The 19899-nt window shown below is 61.4% G+C and carries 13 protein-coding genes, 1 tRNA gene, 2 rRNA genes and 3 pseudogenes (1 of these 19 cut by a window edge); 6 read left to right on the top strand and 13 right to left on the bottom strand.

The window, feature by feature from the left end; genetic code table 11:
* Positions 1-165: 165 nt before the first annotated feature.
* On the bottom strand, positions 166-459 hold the full coding sequence (locus IPK66_02725) for a hypothetical protein (GenBank protein ID MBK8174224.1): 294 nt from the start codon (positions 457-459) through the stop codon (positions 166-168).
* Between the two features lie 483 nt (positions 460-942).
* Between IPK66_02725 and IPK66_02720 the strand changes: the two genes are divergently transcribed.
* Positions 943-1575 carry a helix-turn-helix transcriptional regulator gene (locus IPK66_02720; GenBank protein ID MBK8174223.1) on the top strand — a complete coding sequence of 211 codons (633 nt, stop codon included), beginning with the start codon at positions 943-945 and terminating at the stop codon, positions 1573-1575.
* 50 nt (positions 1576-1625) lie between these two features.
* Here the strand turns inward: IPK66_02720 and IPK66_02715 are convergent, their stop codons facing one another.
* From IPK66_02715 to IPK66_02705, 3 genes are all read right to left on the bottom strand, one after another.
* A complete protein-coding gene (locus tag IPK66_02715) occupies positions 1626-3227 on the bottom strand; it encodes a lysine--tRNA ligase (protein MBK8174222.1) in 1602 nt (533 codons plus the stop codon).
* Positions 3228-3290: 63 nt separating this feature from the next.
* Entirely contained in the window at positions 3291-4814 is a 1524-nt protein-coding gene (locus IPK66_02710) for a UbiD family decarboxylase (GenBank protein ID MBK8174221.1), read from the bottom strand.
* Positions 4815-4979: 165 nt separating this feature from the next.
* Complete coding sequence (locus tag IPK66_02705) at positions 4980-5585, bottom strand: DNA-3-methyladenine glycosylase 2 family protein (GenBank protein ID MBK8174220.1); 606 nt, start codon at positions 5583-5585, stop codon at positions 4980-4982.
* Between the two features lie 230 nt (positions 5586-5815).
* Here IPK66_02705 and purH point away from each other — a divergent pair, with 230 nt between their 5' ends.
* From purH to IPK66_02685, 4 genes are all read left to right on the top strand, one after another.
* Positions 5816-7387, top strand: coding sequence for a bifunctional phosphoribosylaminoimidazolecarboxamide formyltransferase/IMP cyclohydrolase (gene purH / locus IPK66_02700; GenBank protein ID MBK8174219.1), 1572 nt, complete (start codon positions 5816-5818; stop codon positions 7385-7387).
* Between the two features lie 145 nt (positions 7388-7532).
* The gene (locus IPK66_02695) at positions 7533-7925 is read left to right on the top strand and encodes a ferritin (GenBank protein ID MBK8174218.1); all 393 of its coding nucleotides are present in this window, start codon (positions 7533-7535) and stop codon (positions 7923-7925) included.
* Positions 7926-7928: 3 nt separating this feature from the next.
* Complete coding sequence (locus IPK66_02690) at positions 7929-8747, top strand: bacteriocin family protein (protein ID MBK8174217.1); 819 nt, start codon at positions 7929-7931, stop codon at positions 8745-8747.
* Positions 8748-9371: 624 nt separating this feature from the next.
* A complete protein-coding gene (locus IPK66_02685) occupies positions 9372-9800 on the top strand; it encodes a hypothetical protein (GenBank protein MBK8174216.1) in 429 nt (142 codons plus the stop codon).
* Positions 9801-9885: 85 nt separating this feature from the next.
* On the opposite strand, the pseudogene IPK66_02680 reads toward IPK66_02685, so the two are convergent.
* From IPK66_02680 to IPK66_02670, 3 genes and pseudogenes are all read right to left on the bottom strand, one after another.
* Positions 9886-10735 (bottom strand): annotated as a pseudogene (locus tag IPK66_02680) (ATP-binding protein).
* 23 nt (positions 10736-10758) lie between these two features.
* A pseudogene (locus tag IPK66_02675) lies at positions 10759-12258 on the bottom strand (IS21 family transposase).
* 958 nt (positions 12259-13216) lie between these two features.
* The gene (locus IPK66_02670) at positions 13217-14725 is read right to left on the bottom strand and encodes a DUF1254 domain-containing protein (GenBank protein MBK8174215.1); all 1509 of its coding nucleotides are present in this window, start codon (positions 14723-14725) and stop codon (positions 13217-13219) included.
* A gap of 239 nt (positions 14726-14964) precedes the next feature.
* Between IPK66_02670 and IPK66_02665 the strand changes: the two genes are divergently transcribed.
* Entirely contained in the window at positions 14965-15912 is a 948-nt protein-coding gene (locus tag IPK66_02665) for an IS630 family transposase (GenBank protein MBK8174214.1), read from the top strand.
* Positions 15913-16410: 498 nt separating this feature from the next.
* On the opposite strand, the gene IPK66_02660 is transcribed toward IPK66_02665, so the two are convergent.
* The 6 genes and pseudogenes from IPK66_02660 to IPK66_02635 all read right to left on the bottom strand — a co-directional run.
* A complete protein-coding gene (locus IPK66_02660) occupies positions 16411-17718 on the bottom strand; it encodes an IS66 family transposase (GenBank protein MBK8174213.1) in 1308 nt (435 codons plus the stop codon).
* Positions 17719-17762: 44 nt separating this feature from the next.
* Positions 17763-18109, bottom strand: a pseudogene (gene tnpB, locus IPK66_02655) (IS66 family insertion sequence element accessory protein TnpB).
* On the bottom strand, positions 18106-18567 hold the full coding sequence (locus tag IPK66_02650) for a transposase (protein ID MBK8174212.1): 462 nt from the start codon (positions 18565-18567) through the stop codon (positions 18106-18108). Before IPK66_02650 ends, tnpB begins: the two are co-directional and overlap by 4 nt.
* Positions 18568-18829: 262 nt before the next feature.
* Positions 18830-18906, bottom strand: a tRNA-Met gene (locus IPK66_02645).
* A 101-nt stretch (positions 18907-19007) separates the two neighbouring features.
* Positions 19008-19122 (bottom strand): 5S ribosomal RNA (gene rrf, locus IPK66_02640).
* Positions 19123-19180: 58 nt separating this feature from the next.
* Positions 19181-19899, bottom strand: a 23S ribosomal RNA gene (locus IPK66_02635); it runs 2010 nt beyond the window's last position.

Genomic DNA, 19899 nt, shown 5'->3' with positions numbered 1-19899 from the left:
CTCTTCGAGGACACGGTAAAGTTGCCATGGCGTCAAGATCCAGGGACCACGCAGACCGAGGACGCGTTTGACTGCCTCGACGCAAGTTAGAGGACGGATAGGTGCGAGGCGTATAGGTGCCTGGCGGATCCACGTGTACACCACATGCAGACCAAACTGGCGATACTAGCTTGCAAGCTCCTTGCAGCCAATCCCTTTTACAAGACTAAAATGCGTTTGATGAGATAGAGGATCATAAATAATCCAGCAATCATCAATACATACAGCAACAAAGCAATGCCGGAATCCACGACGAAACCATTTCAAAAAAAACAATTCCGTATCATCAGAAAATACTACAATAGCGTTCACGAAATTTTTATTTTCGCCGTCTATGGTGTTTAAATATTTTGTTAAAAATATGTTTCCCGCATTAATTTCCAATTTGCCTGGCGGATGGATACTTACACTCCTTCTCATGCGATGATACCCTTTTCGCGCAGGACCGTTGACAACCGATCAAGAGCTTCATTCCACAACCGCGATGCCTGGGCTTCATTGGCGCAGCGCGCGTCGGGCGGTCTTCCAGTCAAGCCAAAGGTTCCGAGAACGCAAAGATGCTCCTTCCCGATGACTCCCTTACGAGACAGCTTCATAGCAATGCGATAGACGTCATCAGGATCGCAGGGACGTTGAAACGACCCTCCCCCGCCCCCGAGTTGCGCTCCCTCGCGGCGGACCAACTGGCAGCGAACAAACCAGAACCATGCTTCCTCCGCGGTGGAGAATTCGGCTGCAGGCACTTCGGCCGACCTTTTAGGGATGTAGCGCGGAGCTGACACGGCAATCTCCGATGGAACATTATAAGAACTCCGCAACATAATCGGATAATTGTCCTTAGTCAATAATTTCTAGCAATATGTTCCTACTGCACGATCGTTCGAGATGAGGGACCATGTTCCCATGCTCAGGCATTCAGACATCTGGAACGCTATTGACCGACTCGCTCGTAAGAACGAGCTGTCCCCGTCCGGGCTTGCCCGTCGCGCGGGACTCGACCCCACCACTTTCAACAAAAGCAAGCGAAAATCGCGTGACGGAAAGGAGCGGTGGCCGAGCACCGAAAGTATCTCGAAGATCCTTTCAGCGACAAATGCGAGTTTGGCGGATTTTGTTTCCCAAATCGGCGAAAGCGGTGGAGCTACTGCCTACCAGAATATCCCCGTAATCGGCTTCGCCCAGGCTGGAACAGCCGGCTATTTCGACGATGCCGGATATCCGTCAGGTGGAAGCTGGGAAGAAATTCCGTTTCTAAATGTGGGCGACCCACACGCGTACGCGCTGGAAATTAGCGGGGATAGCATGGAGCCAGTCTATCGCGATGGCGACATGATTATCGTCTCGCCTAGCGCCGAATTGCGTCGCGGCGACCGCGTTGTCTTAAGGTCCCGTGAGGGAGAGGTAATGGCCAAGGCGCTTCGTCGGCGCACCGCCTATAAGGTCGAATTAAGCTCGCTTAATACCGAACACCCCGATCGATGGCTGGCGGCGGAAGATGTTGATTGGATCGCCCGCATCGTCTGGGCGAGTCAATAACCAGCGCTTAACCATGATCCGAGAAAAGCAAAGGGCGAACCGCGCGCCCTTTATGTATCGTCGTCCTTCAGGTTCTGCCCGGCGATCGCGGATCGGACGAGTGATATGGTCTCTGCAACTCCATAGAGAGCGATGAACGAGCCAATGCGTGGGCCTTCCGACTGGCCGAGTAAAATCTCGTAGAGCGCTCGAAACCACGCCTTGAGATCCGAAAAGCAAGCATGCCGCTTGCCTATCTCAAAAACCAGTGACTGAAGGCTTCCCGCGTCAGTCGCGCCATCGATCGCGCTCAACTCATTCGCCAAGTCCTCGAGGGCTTGTGTCTCGTCGAGAGTCGGTCGCCGATAGCATTGGGCCGGCTTGACAAAATCACGGTAGAACGCGATGGCGTATTCGATCAGGCGGTCCACCATTGGGGCGGTTTGTGGCGTTGCCGCTGGCCAAGAGCGTGATACAAAATGCCAGATCACGAGCTTATCTTCACTGTGGCAAACACCAACCAGGTTGAGCAGAGCCGCGAAACTGAGGTCAATGTCGGCATGCGGTGGGTCACCCGCGTGAATGTGCCAGACAGGATTATCGAGACGCGCGGCTGGCGCTTGCCCCTCATAGCGGCGCAAATGATCTCTATAATCATCGACAGACTTTGGGATAATTCCAAAATAAAGTCGCTTAGCTGACTTAGGTTTTTGAAACATAAAATAGGACAGGCTCTCAGCTGGGGAGTATTTTAACCAATCCTCTACGGCCAACCCATTTCCTCGCGACTTAGATATCTTTTCTCCGTTCTCATCGAGAAAAAGTTCATAGATAAAGTTGTGAGGTGGACGACCACCCATCAGCGAACAAATTCGACTCGACAAACGGACGGAGTCGATCAGATCCTTGCCCGCCATCTCATAGTCGACGCCGAGCGCCGTCCATCGCATCGCCCAGTCGGCCTTCCATTGCAACTTGCAACACCCACCGGTGACCGGCGTTTCAACGGCCTTACCAGACTCGTCTCGGTAAACGATCGTTCCGGCATCTACGTCGCGAGCGATAACCGGAACCTGGAGGACGCATCCGTTTTTGACCGAAATCGGCAAGAACGGACTGTAGGTTGCACGACGCTCGGCGCCCAGTGTCGGCAGAATAACATCCATAATTTGGTCATAGTGTTGTAGTGCCAAGCGAAGAGCCGCGTCAAAATGGCCGCCGCGATAGCACGCTGTGGCACTCATGAATTCATATTCGAATCCGAACTGATCGAGAAAAGCGCGCAGGCGTGCATTGTTGTGCTCGCCGAAACTCGTGTGCGTACCAAATGGATCAGGAATGTCTGTAAGCGGACGGCCAAGGAATTCGCGCAGCATCCCTTGGTTCGGAACGTTATCCGGCACCTTGCGCAATGCGTCCATATCGTCTGAGAATGCGAAAAGCCGCGTCGGGATGTCCGAAAGTAGCGAGAAAGCGCGACGCACCATTGTCGTGCGCACCACTTCGCCAAACGTGCCGATATGCGGCAAGCCTGAGGGCCCATATCCCGTCTCGAACAGCACGTATTCCTTATTGCCTGCGCCGTCGCGATGTCGGTCAAGAAGTGCGCGCGCCTCGACAAAGGGCCATGAGCGGGCGACGAGGCCCTCATTTCGTATCGTGCGATCAGACATATCATTCATCGAGCGTTTCTTGACCTCGTATCGGGCACGGCCGGACCTCCATGCGATTAATTCTTACTTCCAGATTGGGTGCCCGCGTCCCGGCAGGCCATACTTCACCCATTTTTGAGTGACGAGGTCCACAATATCCTCGCTCATGCGAATTGACCGCCCCCATTCGCGATCGGTCTCGGGCGAGATCTTTGCCGTCGCATCAATGCCCAGTTTGCTGCCAAGACCGGACACGGGAGAGGCGAAGTCGAGATAGTCGATCGGCGTGTTCTCGATCACCGTGATATCGCGTGCCGGATCGACGTTCGTCGATAGTGCCCAAATTACATCCTTCCAATCGCGCGCCGATATATGCGCGTCAACAACGATAACGAACTTGGTGTACATGAACTGGCGCAGATAGGACCAGACCGCGAGCATGACGCGCTTGGCATGACCAGGATAAGATTTTTTCATTGCGACGACGGCCAGCCGGTATGAGCAGGCCTCCGGCGGCAGCCAAAAATCGACGATCTCGGGAAACTGCTGAGTAAGGAGCGGGACGAAAACATCGTTCAGCGCTTCCCCCAGAACCGATGGCTCATCGGGCGGACGACCGGTGAACGTCGACAGATAAATTGGCTTTTTCCGCATAGTGATCGCGGTAATGCGGAAAACCGGAAAGGGCTCTATGGCGTTGTAATAGCCGGTATGATCGCCGTAGGGTCCCTCATCTTCGTATTCGTCAAGCGAAACCAAGCCTTCGAGAACGATCTCAGCCTCTGCAGGCACTTTCAGTGGTATCGTCTTGCAATCGACAAGTTCAAGCTTGCTACCTCGCAAGAGACCGGCAAATTGATACTCCGAGAGCGTGTCCGGCACGGGGGTGACTGCGGCGAGAATCGTTCCCGGATCAGCACCGATAACCGCTGCGGCTGGAAGTGGGTCCGGCCGCTCAGCCTTCCAGCGTGCATGGTGCTGGGCGCCTCCGCGATGCTTAAGCCAGCGCATGAGCGAAGTGTTGCGGCCGGTGACCTGCATCCGATAGATGCCGAGGTTAAAAACGTCCCGTCGGTCTCCGCCAGACTTACCGGAACTCGGCCCTTGGGTTACCACAAGCGGCCACGTAATCAGCGGCGCCGGTTCCCCTGGCCAGCACGACTGGATCGGCAGGCGGGCAAGATCGATCTCGTCTCCTTCCAGCACGATCTCTTGGCACGGCGCCGAGCGCACGACCTTCGGACGCATCGCCATCACCGTTCGAAGCAACGGCAGCATATCGAGGGCCTCCCGCCAGCCCCCCGGCGGCTCGGGTTGGCGAAGGAAGGCGAGCATTTCGCCCACTTCGCGCAATTGATGCGGTTCCCGACTCATTCCCCAGGCCACACGCTCAACCGTGCCAAACAGATTGACGAGAACAGGCATTCCGTAACTGCTGCCATCCTGGCGCACGACGTTTTCGAACAGGACCGCCGGCCCCCGTTCCGCCAGCAGTCGCGTCTGAATCTCTGTCATCTCCAACACAGGTGAGACAGGTTCGCGAACCCTTACCAATCGACCATCCTTTTCCAGGCGTTCGATGAAGTCGCGCAAGGACCGATAGGGCATGGCGTTTACCTTGGTAGACGCGCCGTCAATTCGGCAGATAGGCTCGGACACGTAAAAGCTCTGGGGCCCGTGCGCCGGCTCGATAAAAGTCACAAACGGATCGCATGCCCACAAGCTCTAGCCCAATGGCACACGACGGAAACACGACAAGAACGCGGCATCCGTTCAGTCAGACAATTCGGATTCTCTCACTGAGGACGGGGGCGACTTCACAGCAGACACGCGCCACAAATACCAACTCGCGATGGAGCGGTATGGCTGCCAAGTTTGGGCGTCGGTCTGTGCTTGCCGCTTCGTCGGCATCGCATCAAAACCGTAGGCAAGGCGCATGCCGTTCCGCACCCCGAAATCATCAGCCGGAAAGACATCGAGTCGTCCCAGCGTAAATATCAACATCATCTCCACGGTCCATCGCCCGACTCCACGGATGGCCGTCAAACTAAACACCAGTTCAGCGTCGTCCATCGATTCGGCCTCAACGCGGGTTGGCAATTTTCCCTCGATCGCATGCCGGGCGATGTCGCGCAACGAAGCGATTTTATTTGCGGACAGGCCTGCCCCGCGCAGCGCTGCCTCATCGGCGGCCTCGATATCCTCGGGTCTGGGAAATGCTTGGCTGGGAAACAGAGCAATAAGGCGGCCAAGAATCTTTTCGGCAACGCTGCCGCGAAGCTGTTGATGCGTGACCGAGCGAACGAGACTCTCATAAGGAGAACGATCCCATGCAGGCGCGAGTGAGCATGCACCGAACATATGAATGAGCCGCTCCATAACAGGATCAACGAGCGACAACGCACCGAGCGCTTCATTTACGCCTTGGGAAAACAAAACATCTTTGTGCACCGGACTTAACCTCGGGCGGGCTCGGGCGCGAATCGCTCGCACAGCACTCTAATGCGCGCGCCCCGCCGCGCAAAGGCGCATCGCCGCTCGACCGGAGAGAACGGCCACGCTATCGTGCCCGTATCCCGACAGAATGACGAAAATAGGGGACTACGCTTATGTCCGATCCAATCCGCCGCGCCCTCATTTCCGTGTCCGACAAGACCGGGCTAATCGAGCTCGGTCATTTCCTGGCCACGCGCGACGTTGAGATCCTCTCGACAGGCGGATCGGCGAAGGCTCTTTCGGCGGCAGGAATACCGGTGACGGAGGTCGCTTCGTACACAGGCTTTCCTGAGATCATGGACGGCAGGGTCAAAACCCTCCAGCCGCGTATCCACGGCGGACTGCTGGCTGTACGCGGCAATTCAGAGCATGAGCGAGCGATGATCGAGCACGACATCCGCCCGATCGACCTGCTCGTCGTCAATCTTTATCCCTTCGAGGCAACCGTCGCGAAAGGCGCCGCGTTCGATGATTGTATCGAAAACATCGACATCGGTGGCCCGGCACTCATTCGCGCGGCATCCAAAAACCACGCCTTTGTCACTGTCGTCGTCGACCCAGCCGACTATGCGACCGTAATCGAAACGATGATCGCCGCGAACGGTGCAACCACCGCCGAGTTGCGCCGGAAACTGGCCGCAAAATCTTACGCACGCACGGCGGCATATGATGCAGCCATCGCCGCCTGGTTCGCGAACGTAGAAGGCGAACGATTCCCCAATCAGCTAACCCTCGCGGCAACCTTGCGACAGACGATGCGCTACGGGGAAAATCCACACCAAGCGGCGGCATTTTACGCAACCACCGGCAGTAGGCCGGGCGTTGCTACTGCCCAACAAATCCAGGGCAAGGAACTGAGCTACAACAACCTCAATGACACCGATGCCGCCTTCGAATTGGTCGCCGAGTTTTCCCCTCCGGCGGTCGCCATCATTAAGCACGCCAATCCCTGCGGCGTCGCAATTGGCCCAACGCTGACCGATGCCTGGCGAAAGGCGTTGGCTTGCGATCCAATCAGCGCCTTCGGTGGCATTGTCGCGGTCAACCGGGTTCTCGACGGAATTACGGCTCAAGAAATCGGCAAGTTGTTTGTTGAAGTGGTGATCGCACCCGCCATTGACGACGAGGCGAGAACAATCCTTGCGGCGAAGAAAAATCTCCGCGTTCTCGTTGCGGGAGCGGTGCCGGACGCGGCGTTGCCGGGATTTACTCTGCGGTCGCTGACTGGTGGGCTCCTGATTCAGGAGCGCGATACGGCAACGCTCGGCACAGAACTGAAGGTCGCAACGGAACGGGCTCCGTCACACTCTGAACGAACTGATCTCGATCTCGCTTTCGTCGTCGCCAAGCACGTCAAATCGAATGCCATCGTCTTTGTGAAGAATGGAGCCACAGTCGGAATCGGTGCTGGACAGATGAGCCGGGTTGACGCCGCCCGCATTGCCGCCTGGAAGGCGGAGGAGGTTCGCCAAGCCGCTGGCGAGCCTCAGTCTCGCACCCTGGGTTCGGTCGTGGGATCGGATGCCTTTTTCCCCTTCCCCGATGGTCTTCTCGTCTGTGCCGATGCGGGCGCAACCGCTGTAGTCCAACCCGGCGGTTCTGTGCGTGACGCCGAGGTTATCGGCGCGGCGAACGAGCGGGGAATGGCGATGCTGTTCACGGGTCTTAGACATTTTCGCCATTAACCCTGCGAGGATATAGCTAAGATCCTCGAACAGGACATTTCGCGCCCTACATGCATCGTAGCCGCGCTTGGGCAGTCTGGTCTTCATATCCCGTTCGGCGGCATCCGGACGTATCACGTTGCGCAACACAAAAACAGGTGACTCAATGTCGAGTGAAAGTCTTCATGCCCCACGAGAACGACTCTCGCGGGCCACGATCACCCATCATCAGGCAATCGTATCGCTGATCGAAGAACTAGAGGCGGTCGACTGGTATCGTCAACGCGCAGACGACTGCGAAGATGTCGCATTGAAAGAAATTCTCCTGCACAACATGCGTGAGGAGATGGAACACGCCTCAATGGTCCTGGAATGGCTCCGCCGGTCCGATCCGAACTGGGGCGAGATGATGAAGACGTATTTATTTACAGAAGTGCCGATCCTTGAGGTCGAAGAGACGGAAACCAGTGGTGACGCAGCAACGTCTTCCAGCGACGCTTCGGACGCGAAACCAGTGAATAAGTTTACCATTGGCACGCTGAAAGATGGGGGGAACTGACTAATGAACTACTTAAATAGGCAGCAGGCCCCGTTCGGCGAGGCCGTTTGGAAGATGATTGACGATGCTGCCGTGGGGGCCGCTCGTGATCGGCTGACAGCGCGACGCTTCCTCGATATCGACGGCCCCTACGGTCCGGGTTTGACGACGATCGAGGTCGGCAATGACGGATATTGCCGCCAACCGGCTAGCGATGAGGCGGGCTCGGTCATCGGTCGGGCCATTTCGGTGCCGATGATTCGTAAGAGCTTTCGATTGAGCATCCGCCGCCTCGCGGGATATCTGGAGAACGGCATGCCGTTCGATTTAGCGCCAGCGGAGGAAGCAGCCGAGGCTGTTGCCGCCCGTGAAGAGGAAACGATCTACCAGGGTCAACCGGATTTTGGTCTGGAAGGTTTACTGACCGCCAAGGGACGCAACCACGTCGATGGCGGCAATTGGTCCGATCTCGATCAGGTTCTAACCGATGTCATCGCCGCTGTCGGCAAACTTGATGAATGTGGTCTGCGCGGCCCCTACGCGCTAGCGCTGTCGCCCACTCTTTACAATGGACTGTTCCGTCGATATCCCGGCACCGATCTACTACAACTTGAACACTTGCGCCGGCTATTCCTCCGGGGAATTCACAAAGCGTCGATCGAAGGTGGCGTAATCGTCGATCCGCGAGTAGGCCCGTTCATTGTTGGTCAAGACATGCAGGCTGGCTACATCGGTCAGGACGGCATCCACTACGACCTCTATTTTTCGGAGAGCGTCGTTCTCCGTCTCGACGACGCGCAAGCGATCTGTACGATCATGCCAAAATCGGAGAATCCCGCGTAGCAGCTGGTAGCAAGTATGAGATTCGTGCGCGAGAACTGCTGGACTCTCTGGGATGTTTCCGATTCGATGTGCCTATCGTTGTGCGCGTTTATAAGCAAAACGCAGCGATTGGCGATTTGATCGAGATGCTGCCGTTGCGGGTTCGGCGGAGTTGGCGGCCGACGGCGGTTCTGAGGACCGCAACGAGTTGCGCAGGCGGGATGCGGTCCCAGAGGGTTCGAACGTGCTCCCGTCCACGGGTGACCGGCGGGTGGTCTGGCCCGCGACGCGCGCTGTGACCACCGGACCCCGGAGTGAGGTCGGCTGCTCCGGCTGTATGTGGAACACGCCGGCGACGGTACGGCGGACGGGGAACCCTCGACGGATGGCGTGACCGTGCCGCGCGCTTTCGCGCTTGGCTGCTGAACCGTTCGCCTGGGCCGCCGCGGCTGTCCCGCTCGCTCTCAGTGGGTCGCGGCCACCTCTCGGCCCTTCGTCTCGACGGCAGAGGTCGACCACCACCGAGGCCCGTGCGCCCCTGCCCCGGATTTGGGACCAGTGGCTTGATTGGAGCGGGGGGGTGGCCCTGGTCGTAGAAGAGGGAGATGATGAAGAAGACGGGAGGAGACGCAGCTCGATGCGGCGCTGAAGGCGAGGATCGCCCTGGAGGCGCTGCGGGAGCATGCGACGGTGGCGGGCCTGGCGGTGCGTTATGAGGTTCATCCGAACCAGGGCTATGCCTGGAAGAAGCAGCTGCTGGACACCGCGGCGCCGGCCTTCGATCCGGGCGTCGGCATCGACGCGGACGAGGCGCGCGAGCGGGAGATCGAGACGCCGCACGCCAAGATCGGGCAGCTGACGGTCGAGCGGGATTTTTTAGCCAGGAGGTCCGGGCGTGTACCGGCCAGCGCCGGCGAACGACGACGCCGATCTGGCGCTGATGCTACGGATCGACGGGCTGTTCACCGCTTGGCCGTTCCTCGGCTCGCGGTGGATGACGGTCATGCTGCGGGCGGAAGGTCTCTCGGTCAACTGTCAACGGCGGAGCGATTCCGGGCCACGGTGGCGGAGTAAAAGCAGGCCATTTGGGCGAAAGTGGCGCGACATGGCAAGGGGCCCGATCGGGCCCCTTGCCATGTCGTCGGCTTTGCCTCGAGGCTCAGGGTTTGCTGATTTCGCCGGTCTCGGGATCGACGGTCTCGACGGTGGTCTGGTTTTGCTCCGCCCGATCAGCCGGGGTGGAGGGACGACGGCGTCCGGCGGATTGCTTCAGGCGGTAGCTGTCGCCGTTCATGGTGAGGATATGGACGTGGTGGGTCAGCCGGTCGAGCAGCGCGCCGGTGAGCCGTTCCGATCCCAGCACCGAGGTCCAGTCCTCGAACGGCAGATTGGAGGTGACGAGGGTCGAGCCGCGCTCGTAGCGCTGGGAGAACACCTCGAACAAAAGTTCCGCCCCGGTCGGGGACAGCGGCACGTAACCGAGTTCGTCGATGATCAGGAGCTTCACCGCCTGTAGATCACGCTGCAGCTTCAGGAGTCGTCGTTCGTCGCGCGCTTCCATCAGCTGATGCACGAGGGCGGCCGCGGTGGTGAAGGCGACGCTGAACCCCTTCTGGCAGGCGGCAAGACCGAGAGCCAGGGCTGCATGCGTCTTGCCGGTGCCGGAATTGCCGAGCGCGATGACGTTCTCGCGGCGCAGGACGAACTCACATCGAGCGAGCTCGAGCACCAGCATCTTGTTGAGGCTCGGTGGCGGTGAAGTCGAAGGTGTCGAGGCTTTTGACCGCCGGGAAGCGTGCCGCCTTGATCCGCCGCTCGACCATTCGGCGTTCCCGGTCGATCAGCTCCAGCTCCACCAGGCGCAGCAGGTAGCGGGGATGATCGACGCCGTCGCCGGCGCATTCGCGCGCGACCTTGTCATATTCCCGCAGAATGGTCGGCAGCTTCAACTGCTTGAGATGATGAGCGAGCAGAACTTGCGGGGTGCCGCTCGTCGTTCCCGCCGGCATCGCATCGGCGCCCGCCTTGCCGGTCATGCCGTTGTCCCGGGAACGAGAACGGCGTAGTCGGCCGCCACCGTCATCCTGACGTCCGTTTTCGGCAGATGTGGATAGGCCGTCAGGTCGAGCCGGGCCGGTCGCCGCTCGACGCGTGCCAGCGCGATCTGCTTGACCGCATCAAAGCCGATGGCGCCGAGCCGGATCGCTTCGCTGACCGCGCTCGCCACCATCTCCATCGGGATCGCCTCCATCAGCCGCAGGACCTGGATGAACTCCCGCCTGCCGCGGTTGCCCATGCGCACCTCAAGAAGATGGCGCAGGTGCTGGAACGCCTCCGGCAGATCCCAGTCTTTCAGCGCCGCCGCCTGGTCGAGGGCATTCGGCTTCGTCTCGATCAGCGCGAGGTAGTGCAGCGGCTCGAACACGAAGGTCCCGGTGCCGTAGGCGCGGCGATGTCGGGCGATCTGCTCGCCTGCGCACAGGATCACCACCGCGTCGACGAAGCCCTTCACCACAACATCCCGGAAGCCGTATGCCGTCGGCACCGAGTAGTCGTTGCCGCGGTAGCGGACCAGGGCGGTCGACGAGACCCGCGCCCCCCGCTTCTCGCACGCCTCCAGCGGCACGGCGGGCAGATCCCGGAAGGCTTCGAGGTCGGCGACGAGACGCTCGCCAATGGTCTCGCCGTGGCGACCGGCGCGTTCGCCTCGTCGGCGCTGGCAGCGCTCTTCCAGCATGGCATTGAGATCGTCGAAGCTTGCCGCTTGGGGGATCGGCGTCATGAAGTTCGATCGGGCATACTTCACCAGCCCCTCGACCTTGCCCTTGTCGTTGCCCTTGCCGGGACGGCCAAAGCGGTCGCGGAACAGGTAGTGGCTCTGAAGCTCGGTGAAGGCCCGGGTCCGCTCGCGCCTGCCGTCGCCGCAGATCTTCGCCACCGCGAGCGTCGTGTTGTCGTACAGCACCGACAACGGCACGCCGCCAAAGAAGGCGAACGCCGACACATGCCCGTCGAGAAACGCTTCCGTCGTCTCCGCCGGGTAGGCCCTCACGAACGGCGCGTCCGACTGCGGCACGTCCATGCAGAAGAAGTGGATCTTCTGCCGGACGCCGCCGATCACGCCGATCGCCTCGCCGAAGTCGACCTGCGCCTGCCCGGGGGGATGGGCCAGCGGCACGAAGGTCTCCCGCAATCGCCCCCGAGCAACCCGGACGTAGTCCCTCACCACCGTCAGACCGCCGGCATAGCCGTGCTCGTCGCGCAGGCGCTCGAAAATCCGCTTGGCAGAATGCCGCTGCTTCGAAGGCGCCGTCCTGTCGGCCTCCAAAATGGCGTCGATCGCCGGCAGCAGCGTTCCAAGCTTCGGCTTCTTCACCGGCTTCGTTCGCATGTAGCCGGGCGGCTACGAGAACCGGTACATCTTCGAAACCGTCTCACGGCTCAGCCCAAACACCCGGGCCGCCTCGCGCCGGCTGTTACCCTCGATGAAAACAAAATGCCGAACGGCGGCGTAGACTTCCACGGCAAACATCCCCGGCCGCCCCCCTGGCAAAGGAGACAGCCTAACCACTGGCCGGATTTTGCTCCGCCGCGGCAGCACCAACCGCCGCCGCTACGTGGCCTACTTTGTCACCGCCCTACACACGTCAGAGTGGGTGCGCGCGTTCTTCGCGTACGGCCGCAGCCGCGCGACGGGCCACTGCTCGATCTGCTCGGGCAGGAAAGGCAACGAGGTCAAGGGCCATGTCCTTGAAGGGAAAACGGCGAAAGGCCGGTTTCGTGGCTGGATGCCGGCGCTGGATCCACCTATTTTGGATCCAAAGTGGACTCCGAAATCCACCTGGAGGCCAGCGCGGAGTCCAGCTTGTGCGCTGATTTTATGAGATTATTGTAGAAGAGAGGGTGGCTTCTGGCTCAGGTGGCTTCCCCGATTTCGGGGCTGACGCTATCGAACTTCCGGGCCACGCCCACCAGCATAGGTTGCGTTCCGGGAAGGAACCGTCTGGTTCGCCCTATCGCGCTCTGGCCTCTCGCTCCGAAGCACCCTGCCGGCGGGCGGCTTCAGCATCAATTCACATCATGAGAGCAGCATACATGTTGAGAGCTCTCGTGTCAATAGCTCAATATGTTGTGCGCAGAAACGCGCGCAGGTTTGCCGCGGTTCGCGAGAACGCTCAGCGCTGCGATGAGAATGGCTTGCGTCTGCTTCCATTGATCGGCCGCCACCGCCCTGCCCCATGGGCCGCACCCGCTCGATGCTATTGTTGTTTTTTTAGATGACGCGGGTCGCCATTTGGAGACGCAAGAGTTCAGTCAGCCGCGAGCGCTTTGCCTTCGTGAGCGTCCATCGCGGCGAAGCTCTCGAGCGACGCTGATAGCCTGGAGCCGACATCGCATGGCATGAACCCAGACGCCCCACGCCCGTGCCGGAGCGTCACCTTGCAACCCCTGTTGTAATCCGCCGTGCTTGACGCGGGTCGGTCCGCCCCTCAGTTCGAGACAGGCTCGATTTCGCCGGGTCGCCAAGTCTGGTCGAACCAGGGTTCGAGCGGGCCGTAGAGCCGTAGGATCATGAACCAGCCCTTGCCCGGAATGGTCTGCACCCAGTTGTGTTCCATGCCCTGCGGCGCCTTCGGGCCAAACACCACGTCGACCGACCCGTCGGCATTGACTTTGACGTCTCTGTCCTGGCTACTCACGCTTGGAAACTGCTGGTCCGTCTGAAGCATCGAGCGCGTCTGTGTGTCGTAGACGATGACCGACCAGAAGTCCTTCGCCGGGATGTTTGGCGGCAGATGCAGCTTGTACGTCTTGCCCCCCTCAAACGGATGACCGTGCGCATCGAGAGCGGCCCACGGATACTGCGATCCTTCGCCGACCATCTTCTCGGCCATCGCCGGCGTCACGCCGGTGGCGAGGAAATAGAAGAAGATCGCGCCATCAAGATTGCTCACCCCCGGCGATACCTCAAACTTGTAACCGCCGAAGAACGGTTTGCGCCAATAGCTGTCCGGGTAAATGTAGCCGTCCTTGTCGCGGAGCTTGTAGCCAATGGCGCGGGCGGCGACGGCGCCGATTTTTCCGGCGTCGGTGAGGATAGTCTTCATCCGCTCGTCTGGAGCGAAGTCCTTGCCCTTCTCGATGCCGATGGACGCGAACAGGCCGAGCGTCGTCGGGTCGGACCCTTCCGGCGGCTCTTCCTGGATCGCTTCGTTCAGCAGCCCCCAAAAGGAATAGTCCGCCGGCGCGACGAAGTTCGACGGAATGCCGGAGAGATTGACGTACTTGATGGGCTGCGGATGGGCAGCGTCGCCGAGCGGATAAATCTTTAGGGACTTCTTGACGAGGTCAACGCCGGGCTTGGGCGAGCCGTCCACCAGGAATGAGCGGAACGGCATCCAGTTGCCGTAGGTGCTCGGCCGCACTACGAAATAATCGCCCGGCACCTCGCCCTCATAGCCGGGTGGCAGGATCAGGTACTTGCCGCCCTCGCCGCGATCGGCGCCGGTGATGCCGATATCGGCCACCCAGCGGTACCACACGTCGTCGATAGTCCCGAGCACCTTGGGCGGAATTTCGACAACCAACGGCCCTTTGCGCGTATCGATCCAGATGAAGCTGTAGACCGTGTTGTCGTTGGCCGTCAGCTCGACGGTCTTGGAATCGACGAGGTTCTCCCACATGACGTCGGTCGTATTGTCCGGACCGTACTCGAGCAAAGCGTTGCGCATGGCCATCTGGTTGACGATTGGAATACCGAGAAGATAAGCCTGAAGCGCCCGCGACCGGTCGAGATGGTCGTAGATCGCTTGGGCGGTCTCAGCCGAGGGAACGCCATCTTGCAGTCTCAGCGTGCCGATGGAGGTCTCGACGTCGTCCGGGGTTGCGATGCCCGGTGCGATAGGCGTCGTCATCTTGTAGGTTTCGGCTGCCGCCGATGCCCCGATCGCACCGCCGGCGATTAGTGTCAGCGCGATCAAGGTTGGTAACTTCCTCATCAGTCTCAGTCCCCTTCTCTTTGGGACACTGTAACGCCAAGGGGCATCTGCGTCGAATCTAAGCAGGATTCCCTTGGGCGATCCACATATGGCAGGCTCTGGTGGAGGGATCACTGGATTTTGGTGTTGTCATGGCGGGTCGTCCTCGGGTAGTGGCGACGGCGGAGCAGTGCGAGGAGTTGCGTGCGCTGGCCGGTTCGCCGGATCGGGCGTAAGCGGATCGGGCGCGGTCGATTTTGTTGTCGCTGCAGGGTTGGTCGAGCGCTCGGATTGCCGAAGCGTTTTCGGTCGAGCCGAACAGCGTGCGCCATTGGCGCTGGACGTTCGGTCGCGAGGGGGTGGCGGGCCTGCGCGCCCGCAAGGCACCGGGGCCGGAGCCGGTGAAGGCGCGGGCGGCGCTGGCGGTGGTCTCGGCAGTGCTGACGGACGAGGTTGCCGATCGGCGGAACTGGACGCTGCCGCGGTTGCAGAACGAGATCGAGCGGCGCACCGGCGAGCGGATTTCCAAGTCGCGGCTGAGCGTGGTGATGCGCAAAAGGGGCTTTCGCTGGCGGCGACCCCGGCACACGCTGAAGGGGCGGCAGGACGCCCAGGCCGTCGATCGCTCCGGCCTGCGGCTTCGTCTGCTGAAGCAGCAGGCCCAGGCCGGCGACCTCGTGCTGCTGTTCGAAGACGAGTCCGAGGCGCTCACCCATCCTTATCTCGCGCATGTGTGGGCCGGGCGCGGCGCCGACCTGCGCGTCGCAGCGCCCGGCCAGGCGCGCAAGGTGGCGATGATCGGCGCGCTCGACTTCGCGGCCGGCACGCTGGTCGTCGAGACCAGCCGGAGCAAGCGAAGCAGCGATTTCATCGCTCTGCTGACGCGGCTCGACGAGCTCCATGGCCCGCGCCCCGGCCGACCGACGAAGCCGGTCGTGCTCGTCATCGACAACGGTCCCATTCATACCAGCAAGGCGTCGCGTGCCGCCCTCGCCGCGCGGCCATGGCTGTGCGTCGAATGGCTGCCGAGGTACGCCCCCGAGTTGAACGACATCGAACATGCTTGGCGTGACCTGAAGCGGCATTTCCTCGCCCATCAGACCTTCCGAGACCTCGACCATCTCGACCGCGCCATCCATGCTGCCGTCACTGACCTCAACAACGAACGCCAATCCAAAACGTGTGCAAACCTACGAATCGCTGCTTAGGCTCCCAGCAGCACCGCTAGCGCCATCGACGGGCGCTCCGCCTTGCGTGCCGCGGCGACGAACGCCGCGATCTGCGCGTTGCTCCAGATCCCCTGGCGTGGCGGACGCGATCTCATGCCCGGCTTCTTCGCCGGATTTTCGTCGAGGAACCCTTCGTCCACGGCGAGTTCAGGAGAACCCGCAGGACCCGCATGACAGCGTTGGCCTGGGCGGGGGGGTCAGCCATGGAGCGGTAAAAGGCCCGAACGATTGTCCGGCGACGACTTTTCACCGGAGGATGCCCGGCCCGAGCGGACCAGTTCTCAATGACGCCGAGGCACTGGTCGTAGCCACGGCGGGTCGAGGCCGCCAAACGTTGGTAGCGTTCGTCCGCTCGATAGAGGCGAATCAGCCAGGGAATCGTCTCCGGCTTGAACGGGCTTTCCTCAATCCCGTCCGTACCCATCCGGCGAGGGCCGCGGCTGGAGTGGGTTGCCGGACCGGCGCAGTTGTGAGCGGCTATGCGGCGGTGCTGATTGGCTCTGGTGCCTGCCAGTTCCAGGGCAGCAGCTCGTGGATGCGGCTGGTGGGGTGGCCGGGAAGGCGGGCGAGGACGGAGGCCAACCAGGCGCGGGGATCGATGCCGTTCAACTTCGCCGTCTCGATCAGGGTGTACATCGCCGCCGCGCGACGACCGCCTTCGTCCGAGCCGGCGAAGGTCCAATTCCGTCTGCCGACGGCGATGCCACGCAACGCGCGTTCCGCGGCGTTGTTCGAGAGGCAAACCCTGCCGTCGTCGAGGAAGCGGGTGAAGGCGGTCCAGCGCTTCAGCAGGTAGTCGATGGCTTTGGCGGTCTTCGACTTCGCCGACAGCCTCGCGTACTGGTCGCGCAGCCAGGCTTCGAGGTCGAGGATCAGCGGGCGGGATCGCTCGCCGCGCGCGGCCACGCGCTGCTCGGCCGAGGCGCCGTTGATCTCGCGCTCGATCGCGAACAGCGCGTCGATCCGCTTGACCGCCTCGATGGCGATCGGCCCCTGCTGCAGCTCCGCCAGCTCAAAGAAGCCGCGGCGGCCATGTGCCCAACAGCCGGCCTCGGTGATCGGGCCAGGCCGGCGATCGGTCTTGTACAGCCGGCCGAAGCCGGAGAAGGCGTCCGCCTGCATGATACCGGTCCAGCCCGCGAGGAAGCGTTCGGCGTGCACGCCGCTGCGGTCGGGCGAATAAAAGAAGACGGCGGCCGGCGGGCCTGTTCCGTCCAGGTGGGGACCGCCGAACGGCCGGTCGTCGCGGACGACGGTCCACAGCCGGCCTTCCTTCGTCTTGCCCTTCGCCAGCACCGGCACCGGCGTCTCGTCGGCGTGGATGCGGGCGGCGGCGCGGACATGCGCCTCGATCGCCGCGGTCAGCGGCTGCAGGGGACACGTCGCCGGCGCGGGATACACGACGCGGGTGCGCGGCAAGTGTTCCGGCAACCGCCGGCGTGCCGGCTTGCGTGGCGTCGCGGCGCTGCGCGCCGGGGTCGGGCTGCGCTCCGCCGCCCGCAGTTCGACCGCGGCGTCGGCCTGGGCGACGGTCTCCTGCAGCTCGGTCAGCGCCAGCTCCAGCTGCTCCAGCCGGGCGCTGCGCTCGGACGACGTGCCGAACCGTTGCCGGCGCAGCCGGGCGATCTCCAGCTTCAGCCGCTCGAGTTCCAGGTCGAGAACCCGCTTCGTCTGTTTCGCGATCGCCGCCTCGGCCTCGGCAGCGAGCCGGCCTGCGCGCTCGGCGAGGATCATCGCGTGCGCTTCGGCGAGGTCGGCGGGCAGCGGCTCGGGCGTCGTCATCACGACCCGAACTGAATCAGATTCGCGCACCTTTGTAAGCTGTTATCTCATCCGGCGGCGATCGGACGCCAAGTTCGCCGCGGCATCCTCCAGTCTATGCCCTCGAGCAGATACGCGAGCTGCGCCGGCGTGATCGTCACCGTTCCATCGGCCGCCGACGGCCACAGAAACCGACCGCGTTCGAGACGTTTGGCGAACAGGCACAGGCCCTGGCCGTCGTGCCAAAGGATCTTCAAAGGTCACCGCGTCTTCCGCGGAAGACGAACAAATGACCACAGTGCGGGTCCTGCTTCAGCCTTTCCTGCACCTGCAGCGCCAGCCCATCGAAGCCGCGCCGCATGTCGGTGTGTCCGGTCGCCAGCCACACCCGGGCGCCGGTCGGAACGGCAATCATCGCCGATCCAGCACGTCCAGAACCCGCCGCAGCGCCTCGGCGTCGAAATCGCCAACCACGCGGACACAGCGACCCGCGCCGAGTTCGATCTCGATCACCCCCGACCGACCTTGCCCAGGCTTCGCGGGCGGCATCATCGCCGGCACACCCGCAGCCCTGCCCGCAGGCCCCGCCGCGACGGCCTCCGTCGCCGCCACCTCGTTCGCGGCCGCGTCTTCCGCGACCTCGACGGCGACGAACGATGGCAATTCCGAAGCACCGGGGATGTCGATCACGACCAGCGCCGCCAGACGCCGCCATTTGAACACCTGTGCCGGCAGCAGCCCATGCCGCCGCGCCACCGCCGAGATCACCACTCCCGGCGCCGACGCCTCCGCCAGAACCGCAAGCTTCTGCCCGAGCGAGAACCGACGCCGCCGCTCGACCCGTCCCAGTACCTCACCCTGACGATAAGACATCGATCTTGCGCTGCCGCTAGCTCCAAATCCGAGCCAAATGCCGCACAAAATCCCGCCTCACCACAAGGCGGCCATCACCGGATGCGTACGTTCAAAGCTCGCCATCGCACGTACACCACGTACAAGCGGTACGCGCGTCAGATTATCATGTTTCGCGTAAACCGGGAAGAGTGTATTAGAACTGTGCTAGCGCTTTTTGGTGTTTCGGGCATCAAAAAGGCGTCAGCCAAGTTACTAACGCCTTGATATTATGTGGGAATTTTGGTTGCGGGGGCAGGATTTGAACCTGCGACCTTCAGGTTATGAGCCTGACGAGCTACCGGGCTGCTCCACCCCGCGGAGGATGGGTGGACGGGAGCCATGGGCCGGGTTTGGTCCGGCGTGGCTCGGGCGCGTTTGGAGGGTTTTGTACGGGATATTTGCTGTAACCGGCTGGGAGGACCGGGCGGCGACCTACTCTCCCACGTCTTAAGACGCAGTACCATTGGCGCTGAGGGGTTTCACGGTCGAGTTCGGGATGGGATCGGGTGGTTCACCCTCGCCATAGCCACCCGGTCTTCGCAGCCGGCGTATTGTGTGTTGTGTGTGTATTGGCGTATGGGGATTGTTGGGCTTTTCGAGCGCGATCGAGCGATTAGGACCGGTTAGCTGCACGCATTGCTGCGCGTCCACATCCGGCCTATCGACGTGCTGGTCTTGCACGGCTCTCATGCGAGACCTGGTTTTGAGGGGAGTTTCCCGCTTAGATGCTTTCAGCGGTTATCTCGTCCGAACTTAGCTACCCGGCTGTGCCGCTGGCGCGACAACCGGTCCACCAGAGGTTCGTCCACCCCGGTCCTCTCGTACTAGGGGCAGCTCCTCTCAAGTCTCGTACACCCACGGCAGATAGGGACCGAACTGTCTCACGACGTTCTAAACCCAGCTCACGTACCACTTTAATCGGCGAACAGCCGAACCCTTGGGACCTGCTCCAGCCCCAGGATGTGATGAGCCGACATCGAGGTGCCAAACCTCCCCGTCGATGTGGACTCTTGGGGGAGATCAGCCTGTTATCCCCGGCGTACCTTTTATCCGTTGAGCGATGGCCCTTCCACGCGGGACCACCGGATCACTATGGCCGACTTTCGTCTCTGCTCGACGTGTCAGTCTCGCAGTCAGGCGGGCTTGTGCCATTGCACTCGACAGCTGATGTCCGACCAGCTTGAGCCCACCATCGCGCGCCTCCGTTACTCTTTGGGAGGCGACCGCCCCAGTCAAACTACCCGCCATGCAGGGTCCCGGCCGTGGATGACACGGCGCGGTTAGATACCAGAGACCGGAAGGGTGGTATTT

The organism is Rhodospirillales bacterium, from assembly GCA_016712595.1.
GTDB lineage: Bacteria > Pseudomonadota > Alphaproteobacteria > Rhodospirillales > Defluviicoccaceae > Defluviicoccus.
This window is presented reverse-complemented; position numbering and strand designations above follow the sequence as displayed.

What these genes read in the sequence shown, in the direction of transcription:
- IPK66_02725 (MBK8174224.1), bottom strand. Translation starts at nt 459, where the DNA reads ATGAGAAGGAGTGTAAGTATCCATCCGCCAGGCAAATTGGAAATTAAT.
- IPK66_02720 (MBK8174223.1), top strand. Translation starts at nt 943, where the DNA reads ATGCTCAGGCATTCAGACATCTGGAACGCTATTGACCGACTCGCTCGT.
- IPK66_02715 (MBK8174222.1), bottom strand. Translation starts at nt 3,227, where the DNA reads ATGTCTGATCGCACGATACGAAATGAGGGCCTCGTCGCCCGCTCATGG.
- IPK66_02710 (MBK8174221.1), bottom strand. Translation starts at nt 4,814, where the DNA reads ATGCCCTATCGGTCCTTGCGCGACTTCATCGAACGCCTGGAAAAGGAT.
- IPK66_02705 (MBK8174220.1), bottom strand. Translation starts at nt 5,585, where the DNA reads ATGGAGCGGCTCATTCATATGTTCGGTGCATGCTCACTCGCGCCTGCA.
- purH (MBK8174219.1), top strand. Translation starts at nt 5,816, where the DNA reads ATGTCCGATCCAATCCGCCGCGCCCTCATTTCCGTGTCCGACAAGACC.
- IPK66_02695 (MBK8174218.1), top strand. Translation starts at nt 7,533, where the DNA reads ATGTCGAGTGAAAGTCTTCATGCCCCACGAGAACGACTCTCGCGGGCC.
- IPK66_02690 (MBK8174217.1), top strand. Translation starts at nt 7,929, where the DNA reads ATGAACTACTTAAATAGGCAGCAGGCCCCGTTCGGCGAGGCCGTTTGG.
- IPK66_02670 (MBK8174215.1), bottom strand. Translation starts at nt 14,725, where the DNA reads ATGAGGAAGTTACCAACCTTGATCGCGCTGACACTAATCGCCGGCGGT.
- IPK66_02650 (MBK8174212.1), bottom strand. Translation starts at nt 18,567, where the DNA reads ATGTCTTATCGTCAGGGTGAGGTACTGGGACGGGTCGAGCGGCGGCGT.